The sequence below is a fragment of the Oxyplasma meridianum genome (assembly GCF_038024865.1).
GTDB lineage: Archaea > Thermoplasmatota > Thermoplasmata > Thermoplasmatales > Thermoplasmataceae > Oxyplasma > Oxyplasma meridianum.
In genome coordinates this window covers 1529048-1551653 of record NZ_CP133772.1, presented here as the reverse complement: position 1 = coordinate 1551653, position 22606 = coordinate 1529048, and the positions used below count along the sequence as shown (strand labels likewise).

Annotated in this window: 27 protein-coding genes, 1 tRNA gene and 2 pseudogenes; 18 read left to right on the top strand and 12 right to left on the bottom strand. The window is 42.1% G+C overall.

All coding sequences use genetic code 11. The features are described 5' to 3' along the window. Positions 1-18 precede the first annotated feature (18 nt). The gene (locus tag OXIME_RS08060) at positions 19-1569 is read left to right on the top strand and encodes an APC family permease (protein ID WP_393971325.1); all 1551 of its coding nucleotides are present in this window, start codon (positions 19-21) and stop codon (positions 1567-1569) included. Then, positions 1550-1813: a hypothetical protein gene (locus OXIME_RS08055; protein WP_393971324.1), complete on the top strand. Its 264-nt coding sequence runs from the start codon at positions 1550-1552 to the stop codon at positions 1811-1813. Before OXIME_RS08060 ends, OXIME_RS08055 begins: the two co-directional genes overlap by 20 nt. A 54-nt stretch (positions 1814-1867) precedes the next feature. Here OXIME_RS08055 and OXIME_RS08050 read toward each other — a convergent pair. Then, positions 1868-2104, bottom strand: a pseudogene (locus OXIME_RS08050) (DUF3427 domain-containing protein); the annotation flags it as partial. 530 nt (positions 2105-2634) lie between these two features. Here OXIME_RS08050 and OXIME_RS08045 point away from each other — a divergent pair. Beyond that, positions 2635-3855, top strand: coding sequence for a CaiB/BaiF CoA transferase family protein (locus tag OXIME_RS08045; RefSeq protein ID WP_393971323.1), 1221 nt, complete (start codon positions 2635-2637; stop codon positions 3853-3855). A 21-nt stretch (positions 3856-3876) separates the two neighbouring features. Here OXIME_RS08045 and OXIME_RS08040 read toward each other — a convergent pair whose 3' ends face one another. From OXIME_RS08040 to OXIME_RS08030, 3 genes are read right to left on the bottom strand one after another with little or no spacing between them, the layout of a single operon-like run. Beyond that, a complete protein-coding gene (locus OXIME_RS08040; RefSeq protein ID WP_393971322.1) occupies positions 3877-4164 on the bottom strand; it encodes a hypothetical protein in 288 nt (95 codons plus the stop codon). Then, positions 4161-5303, bottom strand: coding sequence for a thiolase family protein (locus OXIME_RS08035; protein WP_393971321.1), 1143 nt, complete (start codon positions 5301-5303; stop codon positions 4161-4163). The genes OXIME_RS08040 and OXIME_RS08035 overlap by 4 nt, the downstream gene beginning before the upstream one ends. 6 nt (positions 5304-5309) lie before the next feature. Then, the gene (locus tag OXIME_RS08030) at positions 5310-5480 is read right to left on the bottom strand and encodes a hypothetical protein (RefSeq protein ID WP_393971320.1); all 171 of its coding nucleotides are present in this window, start codon (positions 5478-5480) and stop codon (positions 5310-5312) included. Between the two features lie 64 nt (positions 5481-5544). Between OXIME_RS08030 and OXIME_RS08025 the strand changes: the two genes are divergently transcribed. Together OXIME_RS08025 and OXIME_RS08020 are read left to right on the top strand one after the other, a co-directional pair. Further along, positions 5545-5820, top strand: coding sequence for a hypothetical protein (locus OXIME_RS08025; RefSeq protein WP_393971319.1), 276 nt, complete (start codon positions 5545-5547; stop codon positions 5818-5820). 647 nt (positions 5821-6467) lie between these two features. Continuing rightward, positions 6468-7940 (top strand): ATP-binding protein, encoded by a 1473-nt coding sequence (locus OXIME_RS08020; RefSeq protein ID WP_393971318.1) that lies wholly within the window; start codon positions 6468-6470, stop codon positions 7938-7940. 92 nt (positions 7941-8032) lie between these two features. On the opposite strand, the gene OXIME_RS08015 is transcribed toward OXIME_RS08020, so the two are convergent. From OXIME_RS08015 to OXIME_RS07990, 6 genes are all read right to left on the bottom strand, one after another. Then, entirely contained in the window at positions 8033-8524 is a 492-nt protein-coding gene (locus OXIME_RS08015; RefSeq protein ID WP_393971317.1) for a hypothetical protein, read from the bottom strand. Further along, a complete protein-coding gene (locus tag OXIME_RS08010; protein ID WP_393971316.1) occupies positions 8525-9055 on the bottom strand; it encodes a hypothetical protein in 531 nt (176 codons plus the stop codon). It lies immediately after the preceding gene. 624 nt (positions 9056-9679) lie between these two features. Beyond that, on the bottom strand, positions 9680-10120 hold the full coding sequence (locus OXIME_RS08005) for a type II toxin-antitoxin system VapC family toxin (RefSeq protein ID WP_393971315.1): 441 nt from the start codon (positions 10118-10120) through the stop codon (positions 9680-9682). After that, positions 10095-10379 (bottom strand): hypothetical protein, encoded by a 285-nt coding sequence (locus OXIME_RS08000; protein WP_393971314.1) that lies wholly within the window; start codon positions 10377-10379, stop codon positions 10095-10097. Before OXIME_RS08000 ends, OXIME_RS08005 begins: the two co-directional genes overlap by 26 nt. Positions 10380-10579: 200 nt before the next feature. After that, positions 10580-10942, bottom strand: a complete 363-nt coding sequence (locus OXIME_RS07995; RefSeq protein WP_393971313.1) for a hypothetical protein — start codon at positions 10940-10942, stop codon at positions 10580-10582. A gap of 558 nt (positions 10943-11500) precedes the next feature. Beyond that, the gene (locus OXIME_RS07990; RefSeq protein ID WP_393971312.1) at positions 11501-11758 is read right to left on the bottom strand and encodes a hypothetical protein; all 258 of its coding nucleotides are present in this window, start codon (positions 11756-11758) and stop codon (positions 11501-11503) included. A 395-nt stretch (positions 11759-12153) separates the two neighbouring features. Here OXIME_RS07990 and OXIME_RS07985 point away from each other — a divergent pair. Beyond that, a pseudogene (locus OXIME_RS07985) lies at positions 12154-12498 on the top strand (tyrosine-type recombinase/integrase); the annotation flags it as partial. A gap of 127 nt (positions 12499-12625) precedes the next feature. Here the strand turns inward: OXIME_RS07985 and OXIME_RS07980 are convergent. Further along, positions 12626-12697, bottom strand: a tRNA-Ala gene (locus OXIME_RS07980). Positions 12698-12846: 149 nt separating this feature from the next. Between OXIME_RS07980 and OXIME_RS07975 the strand changes: the two genes are divergently transcribed. From OXIME_RS07975 to OXIME_RS07965, 3 genes are read left to right on the top strand one after another with little or no spacing between them, the layout of a single operon-like run. Further along, positions 12847-13581, top strand: coding sequence for an isopentenyl phosphate kinase (locus tag OXIME_RS07975; RefSeq protein ID WP_393971311.1), 735 nt, complete (start codon positions 12847-12849; stop codon positions 13579-13581). Continuing rightward, positions 13578-14630, top strand: coding sequence for a type 2 isopentenyl-diphosphate Delta-isomerase (fni, locus tag OXIME_RS07970; RefSeq protein ID WP_393971310.1), 1053 nt, complete (start codon positions 13578-13580; stop codon positions 14628-14630). The genes OXIME_RS07975 and fni overlap by 4 nt, the downstream gene beginning before the upstream one ends. Continuing rightward, a complete protein-coding gene (locus OXIME_RS07965) occupies positions 14627-15160 on the top strand; it encodes a ZPR1 zinc finger domain-containing protein (RefSeq protein WP_393971309.1) in 534 nt (177 codons plus the stop codon). The genes fni and OXIME_RS07965 overlap by 4 nt, the downstream gene beginning before the upstream one ends. Here OXIME_RS07965 and OXIME_RS07960 read toward each other — a convergent pair. Further along, entirely contained in the window at positions 15157-15384 is a 228-nt protein-coding gene (locus OXIME_RS07960; RefSeq protein ID WP_393971308.1) for a nucleotide-binding protein, read from the bottom strand. The genes OXIME_RS07965 and OXIME_RS07960 overlap by 4 nt on opposite strands. Positions 15385-15513: 129 nt before the next feature. On the opposite strand from OXIME_RS07960, the gene OXIME_RS07955 reads away from it, so the two are divergent. From OXIME_RS07955 to OXIME_RS07915, 9 genes are read left to right on the top strand one after another with little or no spacing between them, the layout of a single operon-like run. Next, positions 15514-15744: an ATPase gene (locus tag OXIME_RS07955; protein ID WP_393971307.1), complete on the top strand. Its 231-nt coding sequence runs from the start codon at positions 15514-15516 to the stop codon at positions 15742-15744. 14 nt (positions 15745-15758) lie between these two features. Then, positions 15759-16328: a hypothetical protein gene (locus OXIME_RS07950; RefSeq protein WP_393971306.1), complete on the top strand. Its 570-nt coding sequence runs from the start codon at positions 15759-15761 to the stop codon at positions 16326-16328. Beyond that, complete coding sequence (locus OXIME_RS07945) at positions 16329-17393, top strand: V-type ATPase subunit (protein ID WP_393971305.1); 1065 nt, start codon at positions 16329-16331, stop codon at positions 17391-17393. Between the two features lie 8 nt (positions 17394-17401). Next, positions 17402-17731, top strand: a complete 330-nt coding sequence (locus OXIME_RS07940) for a V-type ATP synthase subunit F (protein WP_393971304.1) — start codon at positions 17402-17404, stop codon at positions 17729-17731. 3 nt (positions 17732-17734) lie between these two features. Then, positions 17735-20083 carry a V-type ATP synthase subunit A gene (locus OXIME_RS07935; protein WP_393971303.1) on the top strand — a complete coding sequence of 783 codons (2349 nt, stop codon included), beginning with the start codon at positions 17735-17737 and terminating at the stop codon, positions 20081-20083. Continuing rightward, positions 20083-21465, top strand: coding sequence for a V-type ATP synthase subunit B (locus OXIME_RS07930; RefSeq protein ID WP_393971302.1), 1383 nt, complete (start codon positions 20083-20085; stop codon positions 21463-21465). The genes OXIME_RS07935 and OXIME_RS07930 overlap by 1 nt, the downstream gene beginning before the upstream one ends. A gap of 1 nt (position 21466) precedes the next feature. After that, positions 21467-22114: a V-type ATP synthase subunit D gene (locus OXIME_RS07925; RefSeq protein ID WP_393971301.1), complete on the top strand. Its 648-nt coding sequence runs from the start codon at positions 21467-21469 to the stop codon at positions 22112-22114. Further along, positions 22107-22280, top strand: a complete 174-nt coding sequence (locus OXIME_RS07920; RefSeq protein WP_393971300.1) for a hypothetical protein — start codon at positions 22107-22109, stop codon at positions 22278-22280. Before OXIME_RS07925 ends, OXIME_RS07920 begins: the two co-directional genes overlap by 8 nt. Continuing rightward, positions 22280-22606, top strand: coding sequence for a hypothetical protein (locus OXIME_RS07915; protein ID WP_393971299.1), 327 nt, complete (start codon positions 22280-22282; stop codon positions 22604-22606). Before OXIME_RS07920 ends, OXIME_RS07915 begins: the two co-directional genes overlap by 1 nt.

Genomic DNA, 22606 nt, shown 5'->3' with positions numbered 1-22606 from the left:
TAGTAAGGGGAATCAATAATGGACAACACGCCTAAAAGCACAAGACTTAGAAGATCAGAGGTTGGAGTGTGGAGTGCAATAGCAGAGGAAATATCTGCAATGGCTCCAGCATGTGATACAGTGGCCTTCATGACATCTGCGGCAGCGTTTGCATTCTTTCTCACCCCACTTGCCTTCCTCATAGCAACCCTCACAATGTTCCTTGAAGTCAACACACTCTACCATTTATCAAAAAGGCATGCCAGCGCAGGGGGATATTATGGATACATAGGGACAGCATTCGGGCCCACTCCGGCAATAACCTCAGGTCTGCTATATGTTATGTATCAGATAGCAAGTACAGCGGCCATACCTGTTTATGTGGGTGGTATTGTTCTGCCGGGAGTTCTGGAATACTTCCTGAATATTTCACTTCCTGGATGGATATGGATACCACTTATACTGGTGTTTATCCTTGCTCCGATAACGCTGGCCATTTTTGGCATCAGGCCGCAGATGAAGTATATCCGCATAGCTGCCTTCTTTGAAGTCATATTTCTTGCAGTTCTCTCTGCAATAATTATAATTGAGGCAAAGGACAACACTCTGGCAGTTTTCAACCCATTCATAAAATCAAAACTTTTTGACTCCGTGGGAGGTCCATTGAGTGGTCTCGGTCTGGGTATGATATTTGGCTTAACAAGTTTCATCGGTTATGGGGGTTCAGCACCGCTTGGAGAGGAAGCCGTTAACAGCAGGGCAATAACAAAGAGTCTTGTGTTCGGTCTTATCATAGTTGGAATAGTGCTCACCGAAGTCGCATATGCTCTAACGGTGGGCTGGGGAGTTTCCCTGATGAGTTCTTTCGCCACAGCAAACATTCCCGGCATTATCGTTGCAACGGCATATACCGGGGTGGTTGGAGGAGTTATGCTCTCCATGGTGGCTTTCAATTCTGCATTCTCAGATTCAGTGGCAATGCAGTCCAATGCAGGCAGAGTCTATTTTGCAATGGGAAGAGATGGAGTTTTGCCACACTATTTTGCAGAACTGCATGAAAAATATGTAACTCCTCACAAGGCACTTATTTTCATTGGAATCATGTCTTCTGCCATTGCAATTGGAGGAACTATACTGATAAATGGGTTGCTGGGCAGATCATTCATTACAATCCTTTCTGATAAATCCACAAACATTAATGTATCAACCACACTTGCCAGTACCTTTGATTTTCTGACAACATTGGCATTTTTTGGTCTTATTATAACTCACATACTCCTTAACACAAGCGTAATGACTCTATTTTACAGACTTAAGGAAAAACACAACGGTATCTTTATATTTGTTCACATAGCAGAACATTACGTACTGCCCATACTGGCCACTGTTATATTTATATGGGTTCTGTACGAATCACTATATCCGCCGATTTTTCCCATAACAGAGGCAATTATTGCATCTTTAGGTTACCTTGGCTTTGCAGTATTCTATGCTGTCAGGACGGTAAAGCTAAAACCTGATGTTGCAGCAAGAGCAGGAAAATCAGTAAATCTGGTGGAGGAGGAGAAACTTGCAGAACAGCAGCATTAGAATGGACATCGCACTTTATGAAGGCATAAAGGGGACACTAAAGCTAACCGACAATGGACTTTATTTCACATCAAGGAAGAAAAATTCCTTCTCTCTTGAATTGGACAAAATTGAGAAAGTTTCTTTTCTCAAAACTGCACTCACCACTTCAACTTTATATATCAATGAAAAGGAGATAATTGTCTGCAGGGCACATCTGTGGGCAGGAGATATCAGAAAACTAAAGCCGGAGTTACCGGCATGAAAGCCACCTGAAGTCAACGATAGCTTTAGAATGAGATTTCTACTGATCCCTGGATCAGGCAGGGATGGTTTTATTTGTTATTTCAAGATACTTGGCAGGGATTGGATTCTGAAGCCTCCAGACTATACTAATTGGGTTGCTCCCTTCATGGCTGACGTAATCCACAGGACCCAGATAGGTATAGGGCACCGTTCCAGCAGAATCATCTCTGTTTTCTCTCACGAACAAAAGTACTCTTGATCCAAGTTCCTTATGATGGATGTACCTCTGCCCTGTTGGTGAAGATTGTGATCTTCATAATTAATTTTGTAACTATGGTTATCCAGACAAATGTCTCTAGAAAAAGTTATGCAACAATACAGGGGAAGGGCTTTCATCTGCGGCTATGAGAAAACGGTCTCTAAAAATAATTCTGATTATCTATTCCTCAATAATAAGCGTTCTACCAATTGTTGAGTTTCTTATAATTACGCTGAGCGCTTTTTTCACCAGATCCTTATGGGCAATTCTTTAACCCATTTCCATTGGGCTAGGTCCAGTCAATTCCTGCACATGTCAACAATCCGAATACCGTAAAATATCTTAGATTATTTCAGGATATTCCTATCTGGAGGGTAAATCTTCAGCAGGCATCCACTAACTTCTCTTTCGGAATAAGACCTAATAACTTTTCTTTCCGATGAATTTGGAAGGTAAACATACGCAGTATTATTCTAAGAGCTGAACCATATTATTTCAAAAAATATTCAGTTAATATTCTAACATTCTCATGGGAGTGAAAGGAATCGGATCATTTTTAACTGATCCTCAATTTTCCACATATGGAAACAAGGGGACCCCTTCAAGGAATAAAGGTCCTTGACCTGACTCAGGCAATGGCTGGACCCATGGCTACAATGACTCTTGGCGACCTTGGTGCAGAGATCATAAAGGTAGAGCCACTCACAGGTGACCAGACAAGGGCATGGGCACCTCCTTATATGGACAAAATGTCATCTTATTATCTCAGTGCAAACAGGAACAAGAAAAGCATAGCCATTGATCTGAAGGGTTATGATGGGCAGGAAATACTCAAAAAACTCGTATTGAAGTCAGATGTGCTTATAGAGAATTTCCGTCCAGGAACTATGCAGAAATTCGGTCTGCAATATGAGGAAGCGAGAAAACTCAACAGCAGGATGATATACTGCAGCCTTTCTGGTTATGGGCAGACTGGACCCAGCAGTGAATGGCCTGGATATGACCTGACTGTTCTGTCATACAGTGGACTACTTAGCTTGAATGCGGAGGAGGAGAGACCCCCAATCAAGTTTGGAGTCCCAATAGCAGACATAACAGCAGGGCTCTTCTCCGATATAGCTATCCTGGCTGCACTGCATCACAGGGACTCAACAGGAGAGGGGCAGTTCATAGACATGTCCATGCTTGACGCTAACTTCTCAATACTCACTCATCAGGCCATGGGGTACCTGTCCACAGGAAAAAATCCACGCCATCTGGGATCTGCTCATTCGAATATAGCCCCTTATCAGGTTTTCCAGACGGCTGATGGATATATAGCAATGGCAGTTGGAACAGAAAAGCTATGGAAGATGTTATGCAGAATTATTGGAAGGGAGGATCTGACTAAAAACCCCTTGTTTTTGACCAACGTTGAGAGGGTAAAGAATCGGGAGAAACTTGCCGGGGAAATAAACAGGACATTTTCTGCTTTCAAGACTCAGGATCTCTTTCAGCTTCTCCTGAATTCAGGGATTCCTGCAGCGCCCATCAACACTGTGGAACAGGTCATGAAGGCACCGCAGATAAGAGATAGGAAAATGCTGGTGGAAATGGAGGCACCATACGGGAGGATAACGACGCTGGGAACTCCATTCAAGCTGTCTTCCACCCCAGGATCTGTGAGGCTGCACCCTCCAATGCTTGGCGAAAATACTTCCGAAATTCTTCATGATCTTGGATACACTGATGATGAAATAGCTGATCTCATGAACAGAGATGCTGTCAACAGGGATGTGAATCGAGACATGAAAGAAGGATAGGTGCTGTTTTAATTGCAAGTTTCATGCCATAATGCAGACTGGGCCCATGTTGTCTTCGGTTATCTTCACCTCAGATCCCTCTTTCAGCTTTTCCTCCGAACGGCAGAAAACCCTTGTTCCATCAACGTCCAGCAACACCAGGTAGTACCTGTCAGGGAACGGTTCCGGTGAGGCAATCAGTTCCACGGATTCCAGGACAGTTCCTTTTTTCACAGGAATTGACTCAAAATCCTCTTTTCCGCAATTGGGACATATAGATCTGGCAACAAGGAATCTGATTCCGCAATTCCTGCAACTGTTTATTTTCATGACGCACCTCCATAGACTATTGCTGTTGCATTGTTTCCAAATCCTGCCATGCTCAAGGAAAATCCCAGATTGGCATCCTTTATCTGCCTCCTTTCAGCCTTTCCAATTAGCTGAAGATATACTTCCCCTGCCTGGGCAATCCCACTGGCACCTATGGGATGCCCCTTGGAGTTAAGCCCCCCGCTAGTATTTATTGGTCTATTTCCTCCGATCTCTGTCTCACCATTCATGACAGCTTCCCATCCATGCCCCTTTCTGAAAAAGCCTGCATCCTCACTCTCTATTATCTCAAGCACTGCAGCCATATCGTGCAGTTCCACTACATCCATATCATCTGGATTAAGTTTTGATCTGTGGAAAGCCATTTCAGAAGATCTCTTAACGCTCCCTATGGAGGTCAGTGAATCCCTGAACGACAGAGAGGAGGTGCCGGAGGCGCATCCCACTCCAAGGATTTCAACATGATGGTCGCCGAATGAAGATCTGTTCTCTTCCGAGGTCATTAGAAGCGACACTGCACCATCACTTACAGGGCAGAATTCAAATATCCGCAGAGGGTCAGCTATTATCCTGGAGTTCAATACCTCCTCCAGAGTAATTTCAGACTGGAAATGGGCAAATGGGTTAAGTGACCCGTTATGGTGATTCTTCACTGCAACCTTGGCAATGCTTTCACGGGGTGCGTCAAACTCCTTCATATAAGATCTGGTCATGAATGCAGCCAGGGATGGGAGTGATATGCCGGCAGACCTTTCCTCCGGTTGAAGCAGGGAAGCTATGATCCTTGTGGATCTCTTTGTAGGGTAACCGGTCATTTTCTCAGCACCTATCACCAGAACATTGCTGGCATTTCCAGATCTGATCAGCGAATCCGCAACCATAATGGCACTCCCTCCACTTCCGCTGGTGTTATCCACCCTTACGGAAGGTATACCATCCAGTGAAAGTCTGGTTGAAATCAGGTTATTGAGCCCGGACATGTCATTGAATTCCCCTGAATATGAATTTGAGAAAACTATGAAATCAACCTCCTTCCCGTACCTTCTTACAAGTGGGAGGGCAGATTCCGCTGACAGATCCAGCAGCCCCTCCGGCCTTTTTCCAAAACGCGTGAAACTCACATCAGCTATAACAGACATGGGTTTCTATACGGCAATATTATTTATTAAACTATCAATGTCTGCAACACAGTACTCGCCAAACGCTTGCCCCTGGATGGGTGAAATCAACACCAATTCAATATCTCCCCCTGAATCTGTCTCTGTTTCATTTTTCATCTCTTCACTCTCCTTTTTGATTACCTCGTAGTGAAACAAACGAACAACCCCCTCTGAATAGTCCAGAACTGTTATAAAATCGATCTAGTCATTTTAAACGAGTATGAGGGCGAGATTGTGGATAAAAGGGGTTCATGAAGTTTATGAGTTCGTGATCCCTCAGTTCAATATCCATCATGGGTATGTTGTTAATAATAAATGCAGGAGAAGAGTCTATGGATTTGCAGTCATAAAGGGTGGTGTAAACTCCCCTGAACTCAGTTTTGGTGCCTTCTGCAATCGCATGTCATGCAATGCAAACATCATATTTCATGATTTCAGTCAGGCAGGCCAGATCTGGACTCTGTCAACTAAAATTGACAATGTCCAATCTCCATAATATATAATGCCTATTGCTACTTATTGCTACCTATGGTAGCTGCAGTACAGATTGACAATGAACTCAAAGAAAGACTGAACAATTAAAAATACATCCAAGAGAATCTTACAACGATTTGATTTCCAGATTAATTGATTCATATTTCCTCCATTTTTCCAGCAGAGAATCATTGATTGATACCCTCGAGATTCTTTTCGATCTAGAGATGATAAGGGGGTTTGCTGACTTATTGAGGTTATTAGTTAAGGCACACCTATCATTGCACGGCTTAACAGTCGAAAGCTATATTGCACACAGTGATGAAATCAAAACGGCCGCTGAGAAATTCATAATACTATCAATGCGGTATTGCGAATTTATGGGCTCTCCGGGGATAAACCTATTTACGCGCAAGACACATGCGCAGTGCAATACATAAGTTTGTTTCACCGAAAATGTCTGGTGGAATTTGATTAGAGGTTATCCCAGATGAGAGTTTGGCTTGATAAAAAAAGCCATTGTATCGAATTTGAAGAACTGTCGTTGAGAATTTTTACACATCCTGTCATAGTACTTCGGAGCGCAATCAATCTGTAGCACGGAGTAGGGGCCTGGATGTCAGAAACTGAATATGTATAAATATTAGTTGAGAATAAAGTATAATACTTATGTCTCAACAAAAGTTTGTTAATAGGGTCGAAGATATGAAAATTCTCGAAGATATCTGGTCTGCCAATGGTGCTTCACTATTCATTCTCTATGGTAGAAGAAGGGTTGGGAAGACGGAATTGATCAATAGGTTCATAGGTGGCAGAGGAGTTTATTTTCTTGCAACAACTGAGGGAGACAGAGAAAACATCAGAAGTTTCAAGGTTATTATCTCAAAGTTTCTGGGCGATGACAGTATCCTTAAGGCTAGTTTTGATGACTGGCACTCCTTTTTTTCAGTACTATCCTCCAGCAGTTCGTTTCAAGCAAGGGCAATGAGGTCGAAGATCATAATAGCCATAGACGAATTCCCCTACCTCATAGATTCAAACAGGGCTATACCGTCGATTTTCCAGAAAATATATGATACCATACTGAGGCAAATGAATGTAATGTTAATCCTTTCCGGTTCATCAATAAGTATGATGGAAAATGAAGTGCTTTCCTATAAAAGCCCACTTTATGGGAGAAGAACCGGCCAGTTGCGGTTAAGCCCTTTGAAGTTCAGGCATCTGGCAGAATTTGTAGATTATGGGTTTGAAGATCTATGTAAAACATACTTTGTATTTGGTGGTGTACCAGAATACCTACTGAAACTCGATCCTGATCTGGACTTCTGGGGAAATGTATCAAGAACCATGCTTTCAAGGGGGGGACCTCTCTACGAAGAGGCGGAATTCCTTCTCAGAACTGAATTCAGGGAACCAAAGAACTATATGCTAATTTTAAAATCCATATCCTACGGAAACCATACGCTGGGAGAGATGTGTAGCTATTCCAGCCTTGACAAGAGCATGGTGTCCAAGTATCTTGATGTACTTATGGCACTCGGGCTCATAACAGTTGAAAAGCCTTTCGGATCAAATGATAAATTCAAGAAAAGATTATACTGGATATCTGATCAATATCTGAAGTTCTGGTTCAGGTACATATTGCAGCATAAAAGCGAAATAGAGAGCTCTCATACCGAGGAAGTCCTCAGTGACATAATGGACACCTTTTCATCTTTCGCAGGTGAGCAGTTTGAAAACCTGATGAAAGAGCTACTGTTGGATGGGATCCTGGGCAGATCCTTCAGCCAGGCCTCCAGATGGTGGGGCAGGAATGGAACGGGAAAGAAAGGGATGGACATTGAGGAGATTGATATTGTCGCGTACTCCGAAACACGAGGGGAGTTGCTTTTCGCTGAGTGCAAGTGGACAAACAGCCCAGTGCCTAAGAGTCTCTTTCAAGGCTTAAGGGCAAAATCGGGAGCACTGAGAAAGCAATATCCCGGAATAAAGTATACCTATGCGGTTTTTTCCAAGAGTGGTTTTAGAGGAGAATATAAGGAAATTGGTGAAGACACCATCCTGATGGACCTTTCTGACATTCAGAAAGGTCTTAATGAACTCTTAAGAGGCAAAAAAATGGACCGGTCGGTATTTTATTAATGTTCTAAGCGAATACTAAACACTCATAAAAACAGAGATTACATACCTAGTAAAAAACAACGTTTCGAGACATTCTTTGAAAACGTTGTCTTTCATTTCAATAATTCTAAGTATTTTGGGGGCTCTAATATTCTTTTTACGTCTATGCCATTTCCGTCGGCGTACTTGAGAAAGTCCTTAGTATTCCAGGTAACAATGTAGTCAATACTGACAGATTTGGCAATAGAAATCATATACCAATCGTTTCCCACATCTTTTATTGCTGAGGAATCTATTATAAGATTCTGGGTTTTTACGAAATTCAGCTTCATAACGTAAGGGTCGAGTCTTGAGTTCAAATACTCAGGTCTAACATTATCTAAGGCGCGAAATACATCTCCTTCCTTCTTTCCATTCAGTGAAATTTTCTCAATCACATCCGGATCTAAATCAATAAGTCTTTTCAACTCACCATAGAGTATATCACAAGTAAATGCCTTATCTAAGCCATTTGCCACTCTATTGCATACCTTCGAATTTGAGGAATCGGTGGACCCAGACATCAGATAGGCAATCACGACATTGGTGTCTATTATTAGTTTCATTTATTGCCTCAAAGCCTTCTTAGCCATGTTGACGGCAGAAACAACATCTTCTTCAGTTATTTCATTCTCCTGCAGAAAATCAGCAAAGTACTTATCGACCACCTCTTTCTTGAGGGCCGATCTCTTAGTGAATTTTGGGTATCTTGAATACACTGTATCGAGCAATTCTGTTAAACTCATATGGTTGAATTTAGCTTTGACGTCAAATATTTGTTGTTTTTCAAATTCTGTCAAGTCTTTCCAAACTGAGGAGGCAATTTTAAATCCTTCGCTGGTAAGCCTCAACTCATCAAATGAAATTACCCCTCTTGCTTGTAAATCAGTAAGGTCACCGGAAAGTTCCTTAGAAAATGGACCATACCAGAGAGGTTCGAAGCGATAGACATCTTTCATTTCTGCGAACGGAGTTCTTATGCAGAGGAGGAAAATTTCTTTTTGTAAATGTGTAACCGATGGGATCGGTTCATTGTTTTTCTTTGACTTTCCCCACGCGTAGATGAAAGAAAGTAGCAAATCACTTCTTGAAAACATACAAAGAGAATAATGCATCGTTATATACAATTCTTATGTAATCCGACAAGTTTTGACAAGTAGAGATGACTTTGGTTTTATTGCTAGAATCAACTAGTGGACCGACTGTGATTTGCTTAATGTTTTACGAGAATGCTTCTATTCCCGCCTTTCTTTGCGATGTTTTAGATCTCTTAATGCCTTTAAAAATTCATAAGAGCAATTACAAACATGGAAACAGATATTAAATGCAGAAAATGTGGGAGAAATATTCAGAAGACCCAATGGGACCGGAAACCTGTGGAATATAGGGCTGGATAAAGATTCCAGGAGAATTGGTCAGCCCTGGGACAATTATAGTCTGCCAAAATTGTGGCTCTGAAGGCTCTGTTAAAGATTAAGATCAAATTTAGATGACACGATCTCAAGCTGGAAAAATCAAAGACCCGTCTGATCAATGTATTTATTCTATCCATGATTGGGAGAAGATTCTTCAAAATGGACCAATCTGGTTAGGGTTCAGGTGGATACCGTTGCAAGTCCCTTAAACAAGAATATAGCTGCTGTTCTCCCATTGGATCAGAGATTGGTACTAATTTCGGATCTGAAGCTTCAAAAATACAAAGGAAAAGCATTTCAAGGCACTCATAGTGCTGTTTCTATGCCTAATTTCCTAGCCGTTGTATTAAGTTTTATGTCAGCAGAGCAGAACATGGCATCACCCACTTCAATGCAAGTTTCCAGTTGAATTGCATCTACAATGTATATATGTTCTTCAAGAACAATATTGATTGCTCTCCTTATTATCTTGCTGCTTACAGGATATATTTCAACTGAAGAGGACCTTTCGAGTAAGATCAGCTCACTTAGCATAGTCTGGAGTTGTTTGCCCGCATCTATCCCCATCCTTTTGGAATATTTGTCGAAAACAACGGCTGCCTCTCCAAGATTGATCTCTGACATGCAAACAACGACCTCTCCACGCTGGGCCTGGTGAAAGTAGGCGTCAGCAATGTTGCTGTTCTCCTCCTTAACGTACCTTTTGATCAATATGCTGGTATCAAGATAGACGTAAGTCGCGTTCATCTCGCAACTCCCTTACTTCGGTTTCTGAGTATACTCTTCCAGTGAGATCGGGCCTATCTTTTTCCACATCTTCTCCGCTAATATATCTACAATCGAGGTTAAGTTCCTTGCATATGTCATTCAGGATCTCAGATGTGGAAAGGGATCGGAGTGAATTTTCAATGTAGGCACTGAGCGTTCTCCTTTTCTTCAATAAAGCCAGTTTCGCATTGTCTAATACTTGCTTTTCCACGGAAACGGTAATTTTTGTCTTAACCATCTAACCGTATATACGGTGAGCCGTATTAAGTCTTTTTACTCCTCTGGTTTTTGATCGAGAACAGATTAGACGGCCACTATCAGAAGAGACATACTCTCTATCCAAAGGGATTGCAACGTTCTCAACCTCGCACAGAAGTCCTTTCGGATCAATTCGTTGCTGAGGATTTCATTGCATGACTTAAGTCGTGGGTTTTCTGCTCAGATGATCGTAAAGCTCAGTCTTGAAAGGTTAAGCTGGGAGCCCGACGAAATGGAGTTGAAATTTGTGGCGGAAGGTGAACCAATGCCAGAAAAACTCCTGTCATTGGAGAACAGTTCCAACAGGTAGTTTGGGGTAGCATTAAAAGAGGAAGACCATGGATACATCAATGAAAGGGCATAAGCTGTACTGTTCCCGACGAAGGACAAATTCCCACGATATCCGAAGATCTGTGCTGCACTGATGGTATGTGTGACTGCAGATGAATGAATCACATGTTCTTGAAGGAAAAGTCCACCCATGAACGAGACCGCTCCAGTTACTGGACTGACGTTATACGCCAAAGAAGCGTAGTTACTCATACTTGAAGGGAGTTCAGACGAATTGAACTCCCCGCGATAAGAATGGGTGCTTCTACGCTATTTCCACCATACCCCGGAATGAGCGTCCCATTTTTATCCCATTGCTGAAAATTGGATATCATCCTCCGCTGAAATATGGTTCTCCATAGGTCTGCACCAGTTTTTTCCCCACATTTGACAGTGAGGATTTGAAAGAGTATGCAAATAGTGAGGTATACAGGTTGGATCCTGAAGTGGATGAGAATGGAAGATTCAATCCAAGGAATTAAACAGGTGGACTTCCACCGATTGAAGACGAAATTTCCGAGGCTTCCTTGTATAGGGCTGGTGAAGTGCTGCTGACATTACCAAGTGAAACTTCAATAATTGTAGACTGGGGAATAAGGTTATAATATTTTTCCGATTGCAGTGCCTTTATAATTGAACTGTTGATTATCTCATCCTGGGACAGCGCGTTGAATATGCTTTCAGTATTCGCTGAGATGAATATTGCTACCAGGATTGTACCGTTGGAGGAATAAGAACTGAAAATGCCGGCGGCTGGCCTGGAAGAGCCATTCAGGAATGCATAGGTATGGTATATATTCCAGTATTTTCAAGGTATCCTCCGCCATAGTTCAGTGAGAACGCACCTGATGTCAGATTTGGGGCTGAACTGTCTTTGTGAAGGTTGTAGCTTGAAAGGATCAAATGTTGCAGGTTCATGATGTCATTTGCCAATGTCATACCATAAGCCTGCTGCCCGTAAGATATGCTTGGTGGTGAAGCAGTTACTGTCTCATAATTGGAAGTTACATTGGCAGATGAACTTACCATGAACAGGGTGACCACAATTACGGGAAAAATAGCTGCAAAAAAGCTCCCGGAACGGATTGCCTCCTCACGGGAAAAAGAGGTTCTGTAGATTTGTTGTCGATGTGAAATTCCAGAAAGTACTGCATAAGTGCCTCCTTTAATTCAGGATGCAAAGGCAGTGTTCTGTAGGTTTTCATCTTTTTATTGAGCGTTAGGATAGAAATTGTATTCACCTGAAGATTTATGTCAATAGACCTGAGACCGGGATAAATCTCTGGAGGATGATTCTTCCCGCCAATGAATACATAAAGATCATCAATAGCTGGCTGAAATTAAGTGCCCAGAAAGAGTTAAGGTATTTTCATGAACAGGATTCATTCGTGATAAAATTATAAACCACCGAGAAGAAGGAGAAGGTCATGTTCTACCTGCTTTTTGGCACGGGAGTAAGACTTCAGGAGGTCTGTGACCTGAACAAATCCGACATATTCTCTGACCGGATCATCGTGACGGGCAAGGGACTGAAGAAAAGGGAGATCTATCCGCCTCCCGAGGCAATTGAATCATATCTCCTTTATCCGGAAAGGATGGACTGCGAATACCTTTTCAATTCCAAATCGGGCAAAATGTCCTATAACTACTTCAGGAAGAGGTGTTCCCCCGTGGCCATGAAGACGGAAGTGAGGTTTAATCCCCACATGGCAAGGCATATCTATGCTACAGCTCTCTTCAGGAAGGGGATGAGTGTTTTTACCTTTTAAGGCTCCTCGGGAATAAGGATCTCTCCTCCACACAGATATATCTGCATCCGACCCAGGACGACGCAATACAGGAGGCCAAAAAGATGGGTTTTTTGATGGGTTAACTTTCCCGGGGGTCCGGACAGTATGGACCGGTCGGGATTTGAACCCGAGGCCTCCTGCTTGCAAAGCAGGCGATCTACCGCTGATCTACCGGCCCTTAACAAAAGAGGGCAAACGGATTAGGCTTACTACATTTATTATTTTTGCTTTTGTAAGTAGTTATTTGAAAAGACAAATGATAATTCTAGGTTAAATGCAGATAGTTTTAATCCCTAACAGAAATAACCTCGCATTCGAAGATTGTTTATGTTAATCATTAAGCTGGGAGGCAGTGTAATTACCGATAAATCCAGATACAAGACTTTCAGGCGTGAAACAACAACAAAAATAGTTGATGTTATAACTGATCTTGGAGAAGAATTGATACTTGTTCATGGTGGGGGTTCATTCGGGCACATAATGGCAAAAAGATACGGATTTCCAGGTCAAGTTGACAGCAAAAATGAGAGAGGGGTTGCAATAATACACAATGATATGGGGTCACTTGATCAAAAACTTGTGGAGTTATTTCACAAGAAAAACCATGACATATTTCCAATATCTCCATCATCCTTTATAAACGGGGAGAAAAAAAACTTGGAAATATTCAAGCTGCTTGTTGAAAATCATATAACTCCGGTCACATACGGTGATGTCTATTTTAAATCCCCAGACTACGTTGGCATATATTCTGGAGACGATCTGGTTCTTGATTTAGCCAGAGTTTTCAAGCCGGAAAGAGTCATATTTATCTCAGATATAGATGGAATTTTTGATAAGAATCCAAAGCTTTACCAACATGCAAAACTTATGAAAGAGGTAAAGTCGAGGGCAAATTTTGAAAATGATACTATAGACGTAACCGGTGGATTGGGGCACAAGTATGAGATTATGAAACAGGTAAAGGAAACGGGATCAGAAGTTTTCCTTCTAAACGGATATTTTCCGGATAGAATTAGAAGCATTGGGAAAAAGGAATTCATAGGGACGGTGTTGATTTGATAGAAAACAGGAAAGAGGAACATGTGAAAATTGCTGAAAAAGAAAATGTCACTGCTGATCATAACTTCTGGGATGATATACACATCATACACCAGGCTGTTCCGGAAATTGATTTTGACAGCATAAATACTCAAGTTGAGGTAATGGGAAAGAGACTTAATTTTCCACTGATAATTTCTTCAATGACCGGTGGTACTCCTCTGGCCAAGAGAATAAACGAGAATCTCTCAAACATGGCTGAGAAATTTGGCATCGGCATGGGGGTTGGAAGCATGAGGGCAGCCGTGGAAAAAAGAGAACTCGCAGACACATACTCCATGCTGGCAGAAAAAAAGATACCGATGAAAATGGCCAATATTGGTGCTCCACAACTGATATCACAATCAAAAAGGGCATTTTCCGATGGCGATATCGAATACCTTTTCAACCTTATTGGAGCAAACTTTCTCATAATTCATTTTAATTTTCTTCAGGAGATGGTGCAACCCGAAGGAGACAGAAATGCAAAGGGGATACTGAAGCGTATTGGGGAGATAGCCGGCAGCTACCCCGTCATCGCTAAAGAGACAGGAAACGGATTTTCCAGGGAAGCTGCACTCATGCTTAAAGATAAGGGAGTTAAGGCAATTGATGTAGGGGGGTTGGGAGGAACATCATTTGCAGCAATTGAATATTTCAGGGCAGTGAAAACTGACGACAAAGAAAAAATGAATGCTGGAAAAACGTTTTGGAACTGGGGGATACCATCTCCCGCATCAATAAAGTACTGCAGCGTGGGTTTACCGGTATTTGGAAGTGGGGGGCTGAGAAACGGCCTTGACCTGGCAAAGGTAATACTTATGGGGGGAGAACTTGGGGGATTTGCCAGATCACTTTTAAAAAATGCAGATCAGTCTCAGGAGGATCTGGAAGATCAGATAAAATTCCTTATCAGGGACTTTAAGGTTGCAATGTTCCTGACAGGTTCTGAAAGCGTTAATGATCTGAAAAAGGCAAAATATTTCATAACAGAACCTCTTAAGTCATGGATTACTGCCTATGATAGGTGATTCATCTGAATGAACTCATGGAGGTAAAAACCCAGAATCCATGTCCCGTATGCGGGGAGCATCTTTACTACATTTTTTATGAGGCAAAGATAGCCTACGAAGAAGAGATTTCAATTGAAACGTATTTCTGCAAAAACTGTCTTTATAAATCAAACAAGTTATCGTCCCAGGTTGGCAAGGAGCCAAAGAAAATAACTGTTTTAATCGAAAACCGTGAGGACCTTAGAATCATAATCTACAGGTCGGCAAACGGGAAACTGTTAATCCCGGAATTTGGTGCTGAGATATCACCCGGTCTTGAATCATATGGAGAGATAACCACCGTTGAGGCTGTGCTCGAAAAGTTTCTTGAAAAAATTGACTTTATAGGAAAGGACGAGGAAAATCCAGAAATATTTTTTGAAGTAAGGGAAAAAATTCTCAAGAATCTTAAAGGTGAGGTGTCTCCATTTTCGGTTATAATAGAGGATCCATCAGGAAAGAGCAGGATAAACAGCAGCAAGGCTGTTGAATCTTCTCTTGAAAATTAGAGAAAGTGATGTTTCTTTTCTCCGCTGCTTTCAATTTCCGGTTCGTAGAAATCAATTCTTCCGCACTGGTAGCATTTGTATAGTGCAAACGTCTGCGTCTTTTCCGAAAGTTCATTCCATCCTCCCAGGAACATGCCTCCAATGCCAGTATATCCTCCAACTCTAAAATTCATGTTGCCCATCGCTTTCATGTTTGTTTTACATCCCGGACATATCTTATCCATGAACTCATGACTATTTTGTGAAATATTAATTTTTCACTATTTATCTAAATTAATACTTGAGGTTGATAAAATAGAGATTATCAATCACTTTTATATAACACCCCTCAATAATCCTTCGGTGGAAATTAAATGGTATTGACTGAAGTGTCTGCTATTCTTGCGGTTGCAGCTTCCATAGCCATTGCCGGGGGCTTAATAGGAACCGGTATGGCTCAGCAGGGAATTGGTGCTGCAGGAATGGGCATAATAGCCGAAAAGCCTGAGAAATTTGGTCAGGTCCTCATATTCTTCGTTATTCCGGAGACTCTGTGGATTATAGGTTTTGTTCTGGGTCTTATCCTTCTTCTTGGCATACTCTGAAAGAAAGGTTTCTGATGACGCTGGAAGAAATTATAAAGGATATCCAGAATAAAAAAGATCTGGATCTCGAAAACCTTTCAAGAAAATTCCAGGAAGATGAGCTTAAGCTACGCCTTGATGCCGAGAGAAGAATCAAGAAGATATCTGAAGATTACGAAAAAAAAATAGCAAACGAAAAGTCCTTGCTTGAAAGAAAGGAGATTAGCGAAGCAGAACTGGATTCAAGGACATCTGTTAGAAAGAAGTATAATGAACTCATGGAAACCGGTCTTGCAAAGGCAACTTTCTATCTTGAAGATTTACAGCAGTGGAAAAATTATCCTGAGATTCTTGAATCAATGATTGCAATAGCAAAGAAGAGTCTGGGTACAGGATGCACAATTAAGGCGTCAAAGGCAGATATTCCAAAACTATCCGAACATAAGGGAATTAACATAGTAGCTTCCGATGAAATTACGAAAGGCGGAATAAAGGCGGTTTCAAAGGACGGTTCTATGGAGCTTGATCTTACAACAGATACAATAATGGCAGATATACGGGAAAAATTATCCGTGGGCATTCTTGAAGGTATTGGGGAAATATAGATGGACTCCACATACTCCGGCAATTATGGCAGGATAAAATCCCACGAGACAGAGTTTCTCAAATTTGATTTCATAACTTCTCTTCTGGATCTTAAAAGCATGGACGATATAACCAATGAACTCACAAAGACTGGATATTCGGAAGATATATCCGCCCTTTCATCATCCTATAAGAATCCCGAATTGCTTCAGATGAGTCTAAACAGGAATTTTATAAGGAAAAACAGAGTTGCCCTTTTCAGTGTACCTCCACTGGCGAAGAATACAGTAAGGGCATATCTTTCAAAGTGGGACATTGAAAATATTAAATCAATTCTTGCGTCAAAGTTTATGGGGTATGATCTCAAGCAGAATGAAATGTTCATTTTGAGTTTTCGTGATCTGCCAATGGGCCTTTTCGCGGGAAACCTTTCCAATGAGGATTTCCGAAATCTTATGTCAAAAGGTACGGTGGAAGAGGTGGTTTCATACCTGACATATTTTGGATTCGGGCCTTCAATTCTTCAGCATATGGACAGATACCATAAGAGCGGCGATATCTCAATACTTCTATCTGCATTCGATACATATTATTACGATACACTAATGGGAACTGTTAGGTTTTACAATGGAGACGAAGCATCTGTCATTTCCTTAATCAAGAATCAGATTGATGTCAGAAATATAATGACGGTTATTAAGGGAAAAGATATGGGTATTGAATTTGAAAGATTTTCTGAATCGTTCAGGGTAATCGGCAGCCTATCCATTTCTGATCTGCAGAGTCTCTATGACAAGAGAGATGTAGGTGAAATACTATCAGGAATATCCGGCTATGGAAATCTGGAGGATGCCATGGATATATACAGACGAACAGGAGACCTCTATTATGTTAATGTTACACTTCAAAAATTTCTTTTCACAAGATATATGGAAATATTTAGGTCTCAGGCTCTTTCAATAGGTTCAACTTTTTCCTTTATTTTGAGGGCAGAGGCCGAGCGGGAGAATCTCAGGATAGTGTTAAACGGTATTCTCAATAATGTTGAAAAGGATACCCTTTCAAGGATCTTGATTCCATCATAGGTGTTTTTATGGCAAAAAAAAATCTGTTTTCAGGAACTATAGCAGTCATTGGAGAAAGGGAACTTGTTATGGGGTTCAGGCTTATAGGCATTGAAGACTCATACATGGCTGATGGTGAGAAGGGCGTGGAAAAAGTCATGGAGATTTATAAAACAGGTAAGCATTCAGTTATTATGATCTCACAGAATCTCAGGAGAAACATGGATGCTAAATTACTTTCAAAACTGGAATCCTCAACCAAGCCAGTTGTTGTGTTCGTGCCTCTTCCAGGAAGCGAGGAAGAAGAATCCATAGCACAGCTGGCAAAGAGGGTTCTCGGCGTGGATATAGGACGGTGAATTATGGGAAAAATTTCAAGAATTTCAGGACCGGTTGTTATTGCAGAAGATCTGGAAGACATCAAGATGTATGATGTTGTGCGTGTGGGAGAAATCGGCCTTATTGGCGAAGTCATAAAAATTGAGGGAAACAGATCCACAATACAGGTTTACGAGGATACAAGTGGCATAAAACCCGGCGAAAAGGTTCTAAACGAAAATCATCCTCTCTCAGTAACACTGGGTCCGGGGCTACTGGGGTCAATATACGACGGAATACAGAGGCCTTTGGACGTAATAAGGGAAAAGACAGGCGATTTCATTAAAAGAGGTTACTCCGCATCCCCTCTTAACACCGAGAAGAAATGGGATTTCAGGGCATTATGCAAAGCCGGTGATGAAGTAACCGAAGGGCAGATTCTTGGGGAAGTTCAGGAGACCGGCATTATAAATCACAAAGTTATGGTACCTTTTGGAATTTCGGGAAAGGTCACTCAACTGAAATCAGGAAACTTCACAATAAACGATATAATAGGAAAAATTAAGACAGAAAAGGGAGAGAAAGAGATAAAACTCAGCCAAGAGTGGCCAGTAAGAGTTGCAAGGAAGGTTGAAAAAAAGCTTGCTCCAGAAGTTCCTCTTCTCACAGGACAGAGGGTAATAGACACCTTCTTCCCAGTTGCAAAGGGAGGAACTGTGGCAGTTCCGGGACCATTCGGATCCGGTAAATGTGTTTCAGGTAAAACCCCAGTTCTACTTGGAGACAGTTCTGAAATTTTAATCGAAGATCTGTTTGTACAGCTTAAGAAAACGGGAGTCACAGAGTACGGCAAAGATGAACAGATTGTTTACCTTACTAAGCCATTGAGTCTGTTCTCAATGGTCGACGGAAAGATTGTAAGGAGCACCAGCTCTGTTATATACAGAGGAAAGAGCAGCGCCATGGTCAATGTTAAAACAGAATCTGGAAGAGGTGTTTCGGTTACGCCCATCCACAAGCTCTTTGTGGAATACGAAGGTAAAATTTCAGAAAAAATGGCAATAAACATCAGACCAGGCGACAGGATCATGTCTGTTGGAATGAATGGATCAAGAGAGAGAATTGATATTTCCAGATCAGAAATTGATTCATATGCAAAATCACCATTGAATAGAATGCTGCAGGAGACAGTATCCGGTAGCACCAATATTCCACTCCAGATATTCAGTGACGTTGTCGTTGAGGTTTCCGTTGAGATGGGTGACACATACGTTTATGATCTCTCAGTACCTGATTATGGAAGCAATTTTATAGGTGGAAATGGCGGAATTGTTCTGCACAATACAGTTGTGCAGCATCAGCTTTCAAAATGGGCTGACAGCGATATAGTGGTTTACGTGGGATGCGGAGAAAGAGGAAATGAGATGACCGAGATTCTCACAACCTTCCCGGAACTCCAGGACCCAAGAAGCGGAAGGCCACTGATGGAAAGGACAGTACTTATCGCCAATACTTCCAATATGCCTGTTGCGGCCAGAGAGGCAAGCATATATACGGGAATCACAATAGCAGAATATTACAGAGATATGGGCTATAACGTGGCCCTCATGGCCGACAGTACTTCAAGATGGGCAGAAGCCCTTCGGGAAATATCGGGTAGGCTGGAGGAAATGCCCGGAGAGGAGGGTTATCCGGCTTACCTTGGAAGAAGGCTTTCTGAATTCTATGAAAGATCAGGAAATGCCATCGTTAAATCAAATGATGAGAGAACAGGATCAATAACAATAGTGGGTGCAGTCTCACCTCCTGGAGGGGATATATCTGAGCCGGTTTCTCAGAACACACTCCGTGTAACCAGAGTTTTCTGGGCACTGGACGCCTCACTTGCATCAAGAAGGCATTTCCCATCAATCAACTGGCTGAACAGCTATTCTCTATATCAGGGGGACCTTCTAAAGTGGTACTCGGAAAACATTGCAAAGGACTGGGGAAGCATTTATAAAGAGTCAATGGGAATACTGCAGAAGGAATCAGAACTTCAGGAAGTCGTGCAGCTGGTGGGTTTTGATGCCCTTCCAGAAAAGGAGAAATCTGTTCTGGATATAGCAAGGATGATAAGGGAGGATTTCCTTCAACAGAGTGCGTTTGATGACATAGACCAGTACTGCTCAATGGAAAAACAGTACGGTATGATCTCGCTTATACTTGAGATGGGAAGGCAGCAGATACTGGCACTGGACAAGGGATTCACAATGACACAGATCTCATCAATGCCATCCCGGGAAAAGATATCAAGGATGAAAGAGGTTCCTGAAGATAAGTTCAAGGATTTCCAGGAACAGCTGAGGAAAGAGATAATAGGGGATGTGGCAAAATTGACGGAGGCGCAGTAATGGCTGAGATTAGTTATAAATCAATTTCACAGATTAGTGGGCCGCTTTTGTTCGTTGAAAAGGTTCCAAATGCTGCATACAATGAACTGGTCCAGATAGATATGCCCGATGGGTCTTCAAGGCTGGGTCAGGTGCTTGATACGGCAAAGGGGGTGGCAGTTGTTCAGGTATTCGGCCCAACCTCAGGAATTGGAATAGGTGAAACAAAGGTAAAGTTCAGGGGGCATACAGCAGAGGTAAATGTATCCGACGAAGTTCTTGGAAGAATATTCAATGGACTGGCAGAACCAATTGATGGGCTGGCACCCATCGTTAGCAAGGAGAAGGTAGAGGTTGTTGGAAATGCAATAAATCCTTATTCCAGGGAGGAACCGTCAGAGTTCATCCAGACAGGCATATCTGCCATAGACGGAATGAACACGCTGGTAAGGGGTCAGAAGCTTCCAATATTTTCATCTTCAGGGCTTCCTCACAACATACTTGCAGCCCAGATTGCCAGGCAGGCAAAGGTGGTGGGGAAGGACGAGGATTTTGCTGTGGTCTTTGGCGCCATGGGTATAACCAGCGAAGAGGCAAACTATTTCATAAATGAGTTCAGGAGTACAGGATCACTTTCACGGGCAGCCCTTTTCCTTAACCTTTCATCGGACCCTTCAATGGAGCGGATTATACTGCCAAAGATGGCACTTACAATGGCAGAATACCTGGCCTATGAAAGGGAGATGCATATACTGGTAATCCTGACAGACATGACCAATTACTGCGAGGCATTGAGGGAGATTTCATCGGCAAGGGAAGAAGTTCCGGGAAGGAGAGGATTTCCTGGATACATGTACACTGATCTGAGCACGATTTATGAAAGAGCGGGAAAAATTAAGGGGAAGAATGGTTCTATAACCCAGATACCCATACTCACAATGCCTGGCGATGACATAACAAACCCAATACCTGATCTAACGGGATATATAACTGAGGGGCAGACTGTACTAAGCAGGGATCTGTTAAGAAAGGGCGTATATCCGCCAATAGATGTTCTCCCTTCCCTGTCAAGGCTGATGAACCAGGGAATAGGTGGAGGAAGGACACGGGAGGATCACAGAGGCGTGGCTGACCAGCTGTACTCTGCATATGCCAACGGAAAGGATCTCAGGTCGCTTAGTGCAATTGTTGGAGAGGAGGCACTTGGGGCAAATGACAGGCTTTACCTGAAATTTGCCGATGAATTTGAAAAACGTTTCATAAATCAGGATGTATATGAGGACAGAAGTATAGAGACAACCCTTGATCTGGGCTGGGAACTTCTATCCGCACTGCCTGAAAGCGACATGAAGAGAGTGAAGAAAGACTTCATTGCAAAATACGGGAAATGGAAGAAGGAGTAATATGCCATCAGTGGATATAAGGCCTACAAGGATCGAACTGATAAAGACCAAGAAGCGGATAAAGCTTGCACAGAGAGGTCTTGATCTGCTGAAAATGAAACGATCATCCCTTGTGCTTGAATTCTTCAATATCAGCAGGCAGGTTAAGGGAATGAGGGAAAATCTCCGCCAGGAGGTGGGAGATGCAATACAGTCAGTTAAAATGGCTGAAGTCATAGAAGGTCCAATGATGATGGAGACAGTGGCATACATGTCCGCAAACCAGAAGGTTGATTCAGGTGTAAAAAACGTCATGGGGGTGAAGATACCGGAGCTTACCATGAGTTACAGCCAGACCGTCCTTTCAAATGTTTACAGGACAATTTCTGTTCCAGTCTCAATAAATGATTCCATCAGGAAATTTGAGCGGGTTTTCCAGTCAATTATTGAAATAGCAGAGAAGGAGAACTCAATGAGGAAGCTTCTCCATGAGATAGAGAACACCAAGAGGAGATCAAATGCCATAGAGAACATCCTGATTCCGGAATTGACGAAAACTGCAAAGATAATTCGGATGCATTTGGACGAGATTGAAAGAGATACATTTGCTACATTGAAATTCATAAAGAAAAAGATGGAGAGAAAGGAGGGGGCTGGAGAGGTTGTATAGGCAGACATGGAAACCGTGGAAAGTTCAGGAACCTTATTTCACGAAGGAACAGATCAGATCAAATCCTGCACTGAGAAAGTTCCGAAGGATTCGCATGGCTTTTCTCATTCTCAACCCTACCCTTGTTGCTGTAATTCTGGTGATGTTTGCACTGGGGGTGTTCTGATGACTGACGATCTTGAAAAACTTAAATTGATCAGAGAGGCAGAGGACTCTGCCAGTAAAGAGATAGAAAAAGCAATGAAGGAGTATGAGGAGAGGCTTTCGGATCTCAGACGGAGTTTGGAAAATGAGGTTCAGAAATACATGCTGAAGAGTGAGGAGGATTTCAGAAAAAATATGGAAACTTTCAGATCTCATCTTGAAAAGAGGTCCATTGAGATAAGAGAAAAAGGAAGGTTGAAAGCTGAAAAACTCTCACTGAAAATCAGCGATAAGGATATTGAGAAACTTGTGGAAAAGGCACTGTTTGACTATATAAAAGGAGACTGA

Excerpts from the sequence above, each read along its gene's own strand:
- OXIME_RS07940 (WP_393971304.1), top strand. The coding sequence starts at position 17,402 with ATGGCAAAAAAAAATCTGTTTTCAGGAACTATAGCAGTCATTGGAGAA.
- OXIME_RS08060 (WP_393971325.1), top strand. The coding sequence starts at position 19 with ATGGACAACACGCCTAAAAGCACAAGACTTAGAAGATCAGAGGTTGGA.
- OXIME_RS07935 (WP_393971303.1), top strand. The coding sequence starts at position 17,735 with ATGGGAAAAATTTCAAGAATTTCAGGACCGGTTGTTATTGCAGAAGAT.
- OXIME_RS07955 (WP_393971307.1), top strand. The coding sequence starts at position 15,514 with ATGGTATTGACTGAAGTGTCTGCTATTCTTGCGGTTGCAGCTTCCATA.
- OXIME_RS08000 (WP_393971314.1), bottom strand. The coding sequence starts at position 10,379 with ATGGTTAAGACAAAAATTACCGTTTCCGTGGAAAAGCAAGTATTAGAC.
- OXIME_RS08035 (WP_393971321.1), bottom strand. The coding sequence starts at position 5,303 with ATGTCTGTTATAGCTGATGTGAGTTTCACGCGTTTTGGAAAAAGGCCG.
- OXIME_RS07995 (WP_393971313.1), bottom strand. The coding sequence starts at position 10,942 with ATGAGTAACTACGCTTCTTTGGCGTATAACGTCAGTCCAGTAACTGGA.
- OXIME_RS08040 (WP_393971322.1), bottom strand. The coding sequence starts at position 4,164 with ATGAAAATAAACAGTTGCAGGAATTGCGGAATCAGATTCCTTGTTGCC.
- OXIME_RS08045 (WP_393971323.1), top strand. The coding sequence starts at position 2,635 with ATGGAAACAAGGGGACCCCTTCAAGGAATAAAGGTCCTTGACCTGACT.
- OXIME_RS08020 (WP_393971318.1), top strand. The coding sequence starts at position 6,468 with ATGTCTCAACAAAAGTTTGTTAATAGGGTCGAAGATATGAAAATTCTC.
- OXIME_RS07975 (WP_393971311.1), top strand. The coding sequence starts at position 12,847 with ATGTTAATCATTAAGCTGGGAGGCAGTGTAATTACCGATAAATCCAGA.
- OXIME_RS07945 (WP_393971305.1), top strand. The coding sequence starts at position 16,329 with ATGGACTCCACATACTCCGGCAATTATGGCAGGATAAAATCCCACGAG.
- OXIME_RS08025 (WP_393971319.1), top strand. The coding sequence starts at position 5,545 with ATGAGGGCGAGATTGTGGATAAAAGGGGTTCATGAAGTTTATGAGTTC.
- OXIME_RS08010 (WP_393971316.1), bottom strand. The coding sequence starts at position 9,055 with ATGTTTTCAAGAAGTGATTTGCTACTTTCTTTCATCTACGCGTGGGGA.
- OXIME_RS08005 (WP_393971315.1), bottom strand. The coding sequence starts at position 10,120 with ATGAACGCGACTTACGTCTATCTTGATACCAGCATATTGATCAAAAGG.
- OXIME_RS07915 (WP_393971299.1), top strand. The coding sequence starts at position 22,280 with ATGACTGACGATCTTGAAAAACTTAAATTGATCAGAGAGGCAGAGGAC.
- OXIME_RS07960 (WP_393971308.1), bottom strand. The coding sequence starts at position 15,384 with ATGGATAAGATATGTCCGGGATGTAAAACAAACATGAAAGCGATGGGC.
- OXIME_RS07930 (WP_393971302.1), top strand. The coding sequence starts at position 20,083 with ATGGCTGAGATTAGTTATAAATCAATTTCACAGATTAGTGGGCCGCTT.
- OXIME_RS07990 (WP_393971312.1), bottom strand. The coding sequence starts at position 11,758 with ATGGTAAGTTCATCTGCCAATGTAACTTCCAATTATGAGACAGTAACT.
- OXIME_RS07925 (WP_393971301.1), top strand. The coding sequence starts at position 21,467 with ATGCCATCAGTGGATATAAGGCCTACAAGGATCGAACTGATAAAGACC.
- OXIME_RS08015 (WP_393971317.1), bottom strand. The coding sequence starts at position 8,524 with ATGAAACTAATAATAGACACCAATGTCGTGATTGCCTATCTGATGTCT.
- OXIME_RS07950 (WP_393971306.1), top strand. The coding sequence starts at position 15,759 with ATGACGCTGGAAGAAATTATAAAGGATATCCAGAATAAAAAAGATCTG.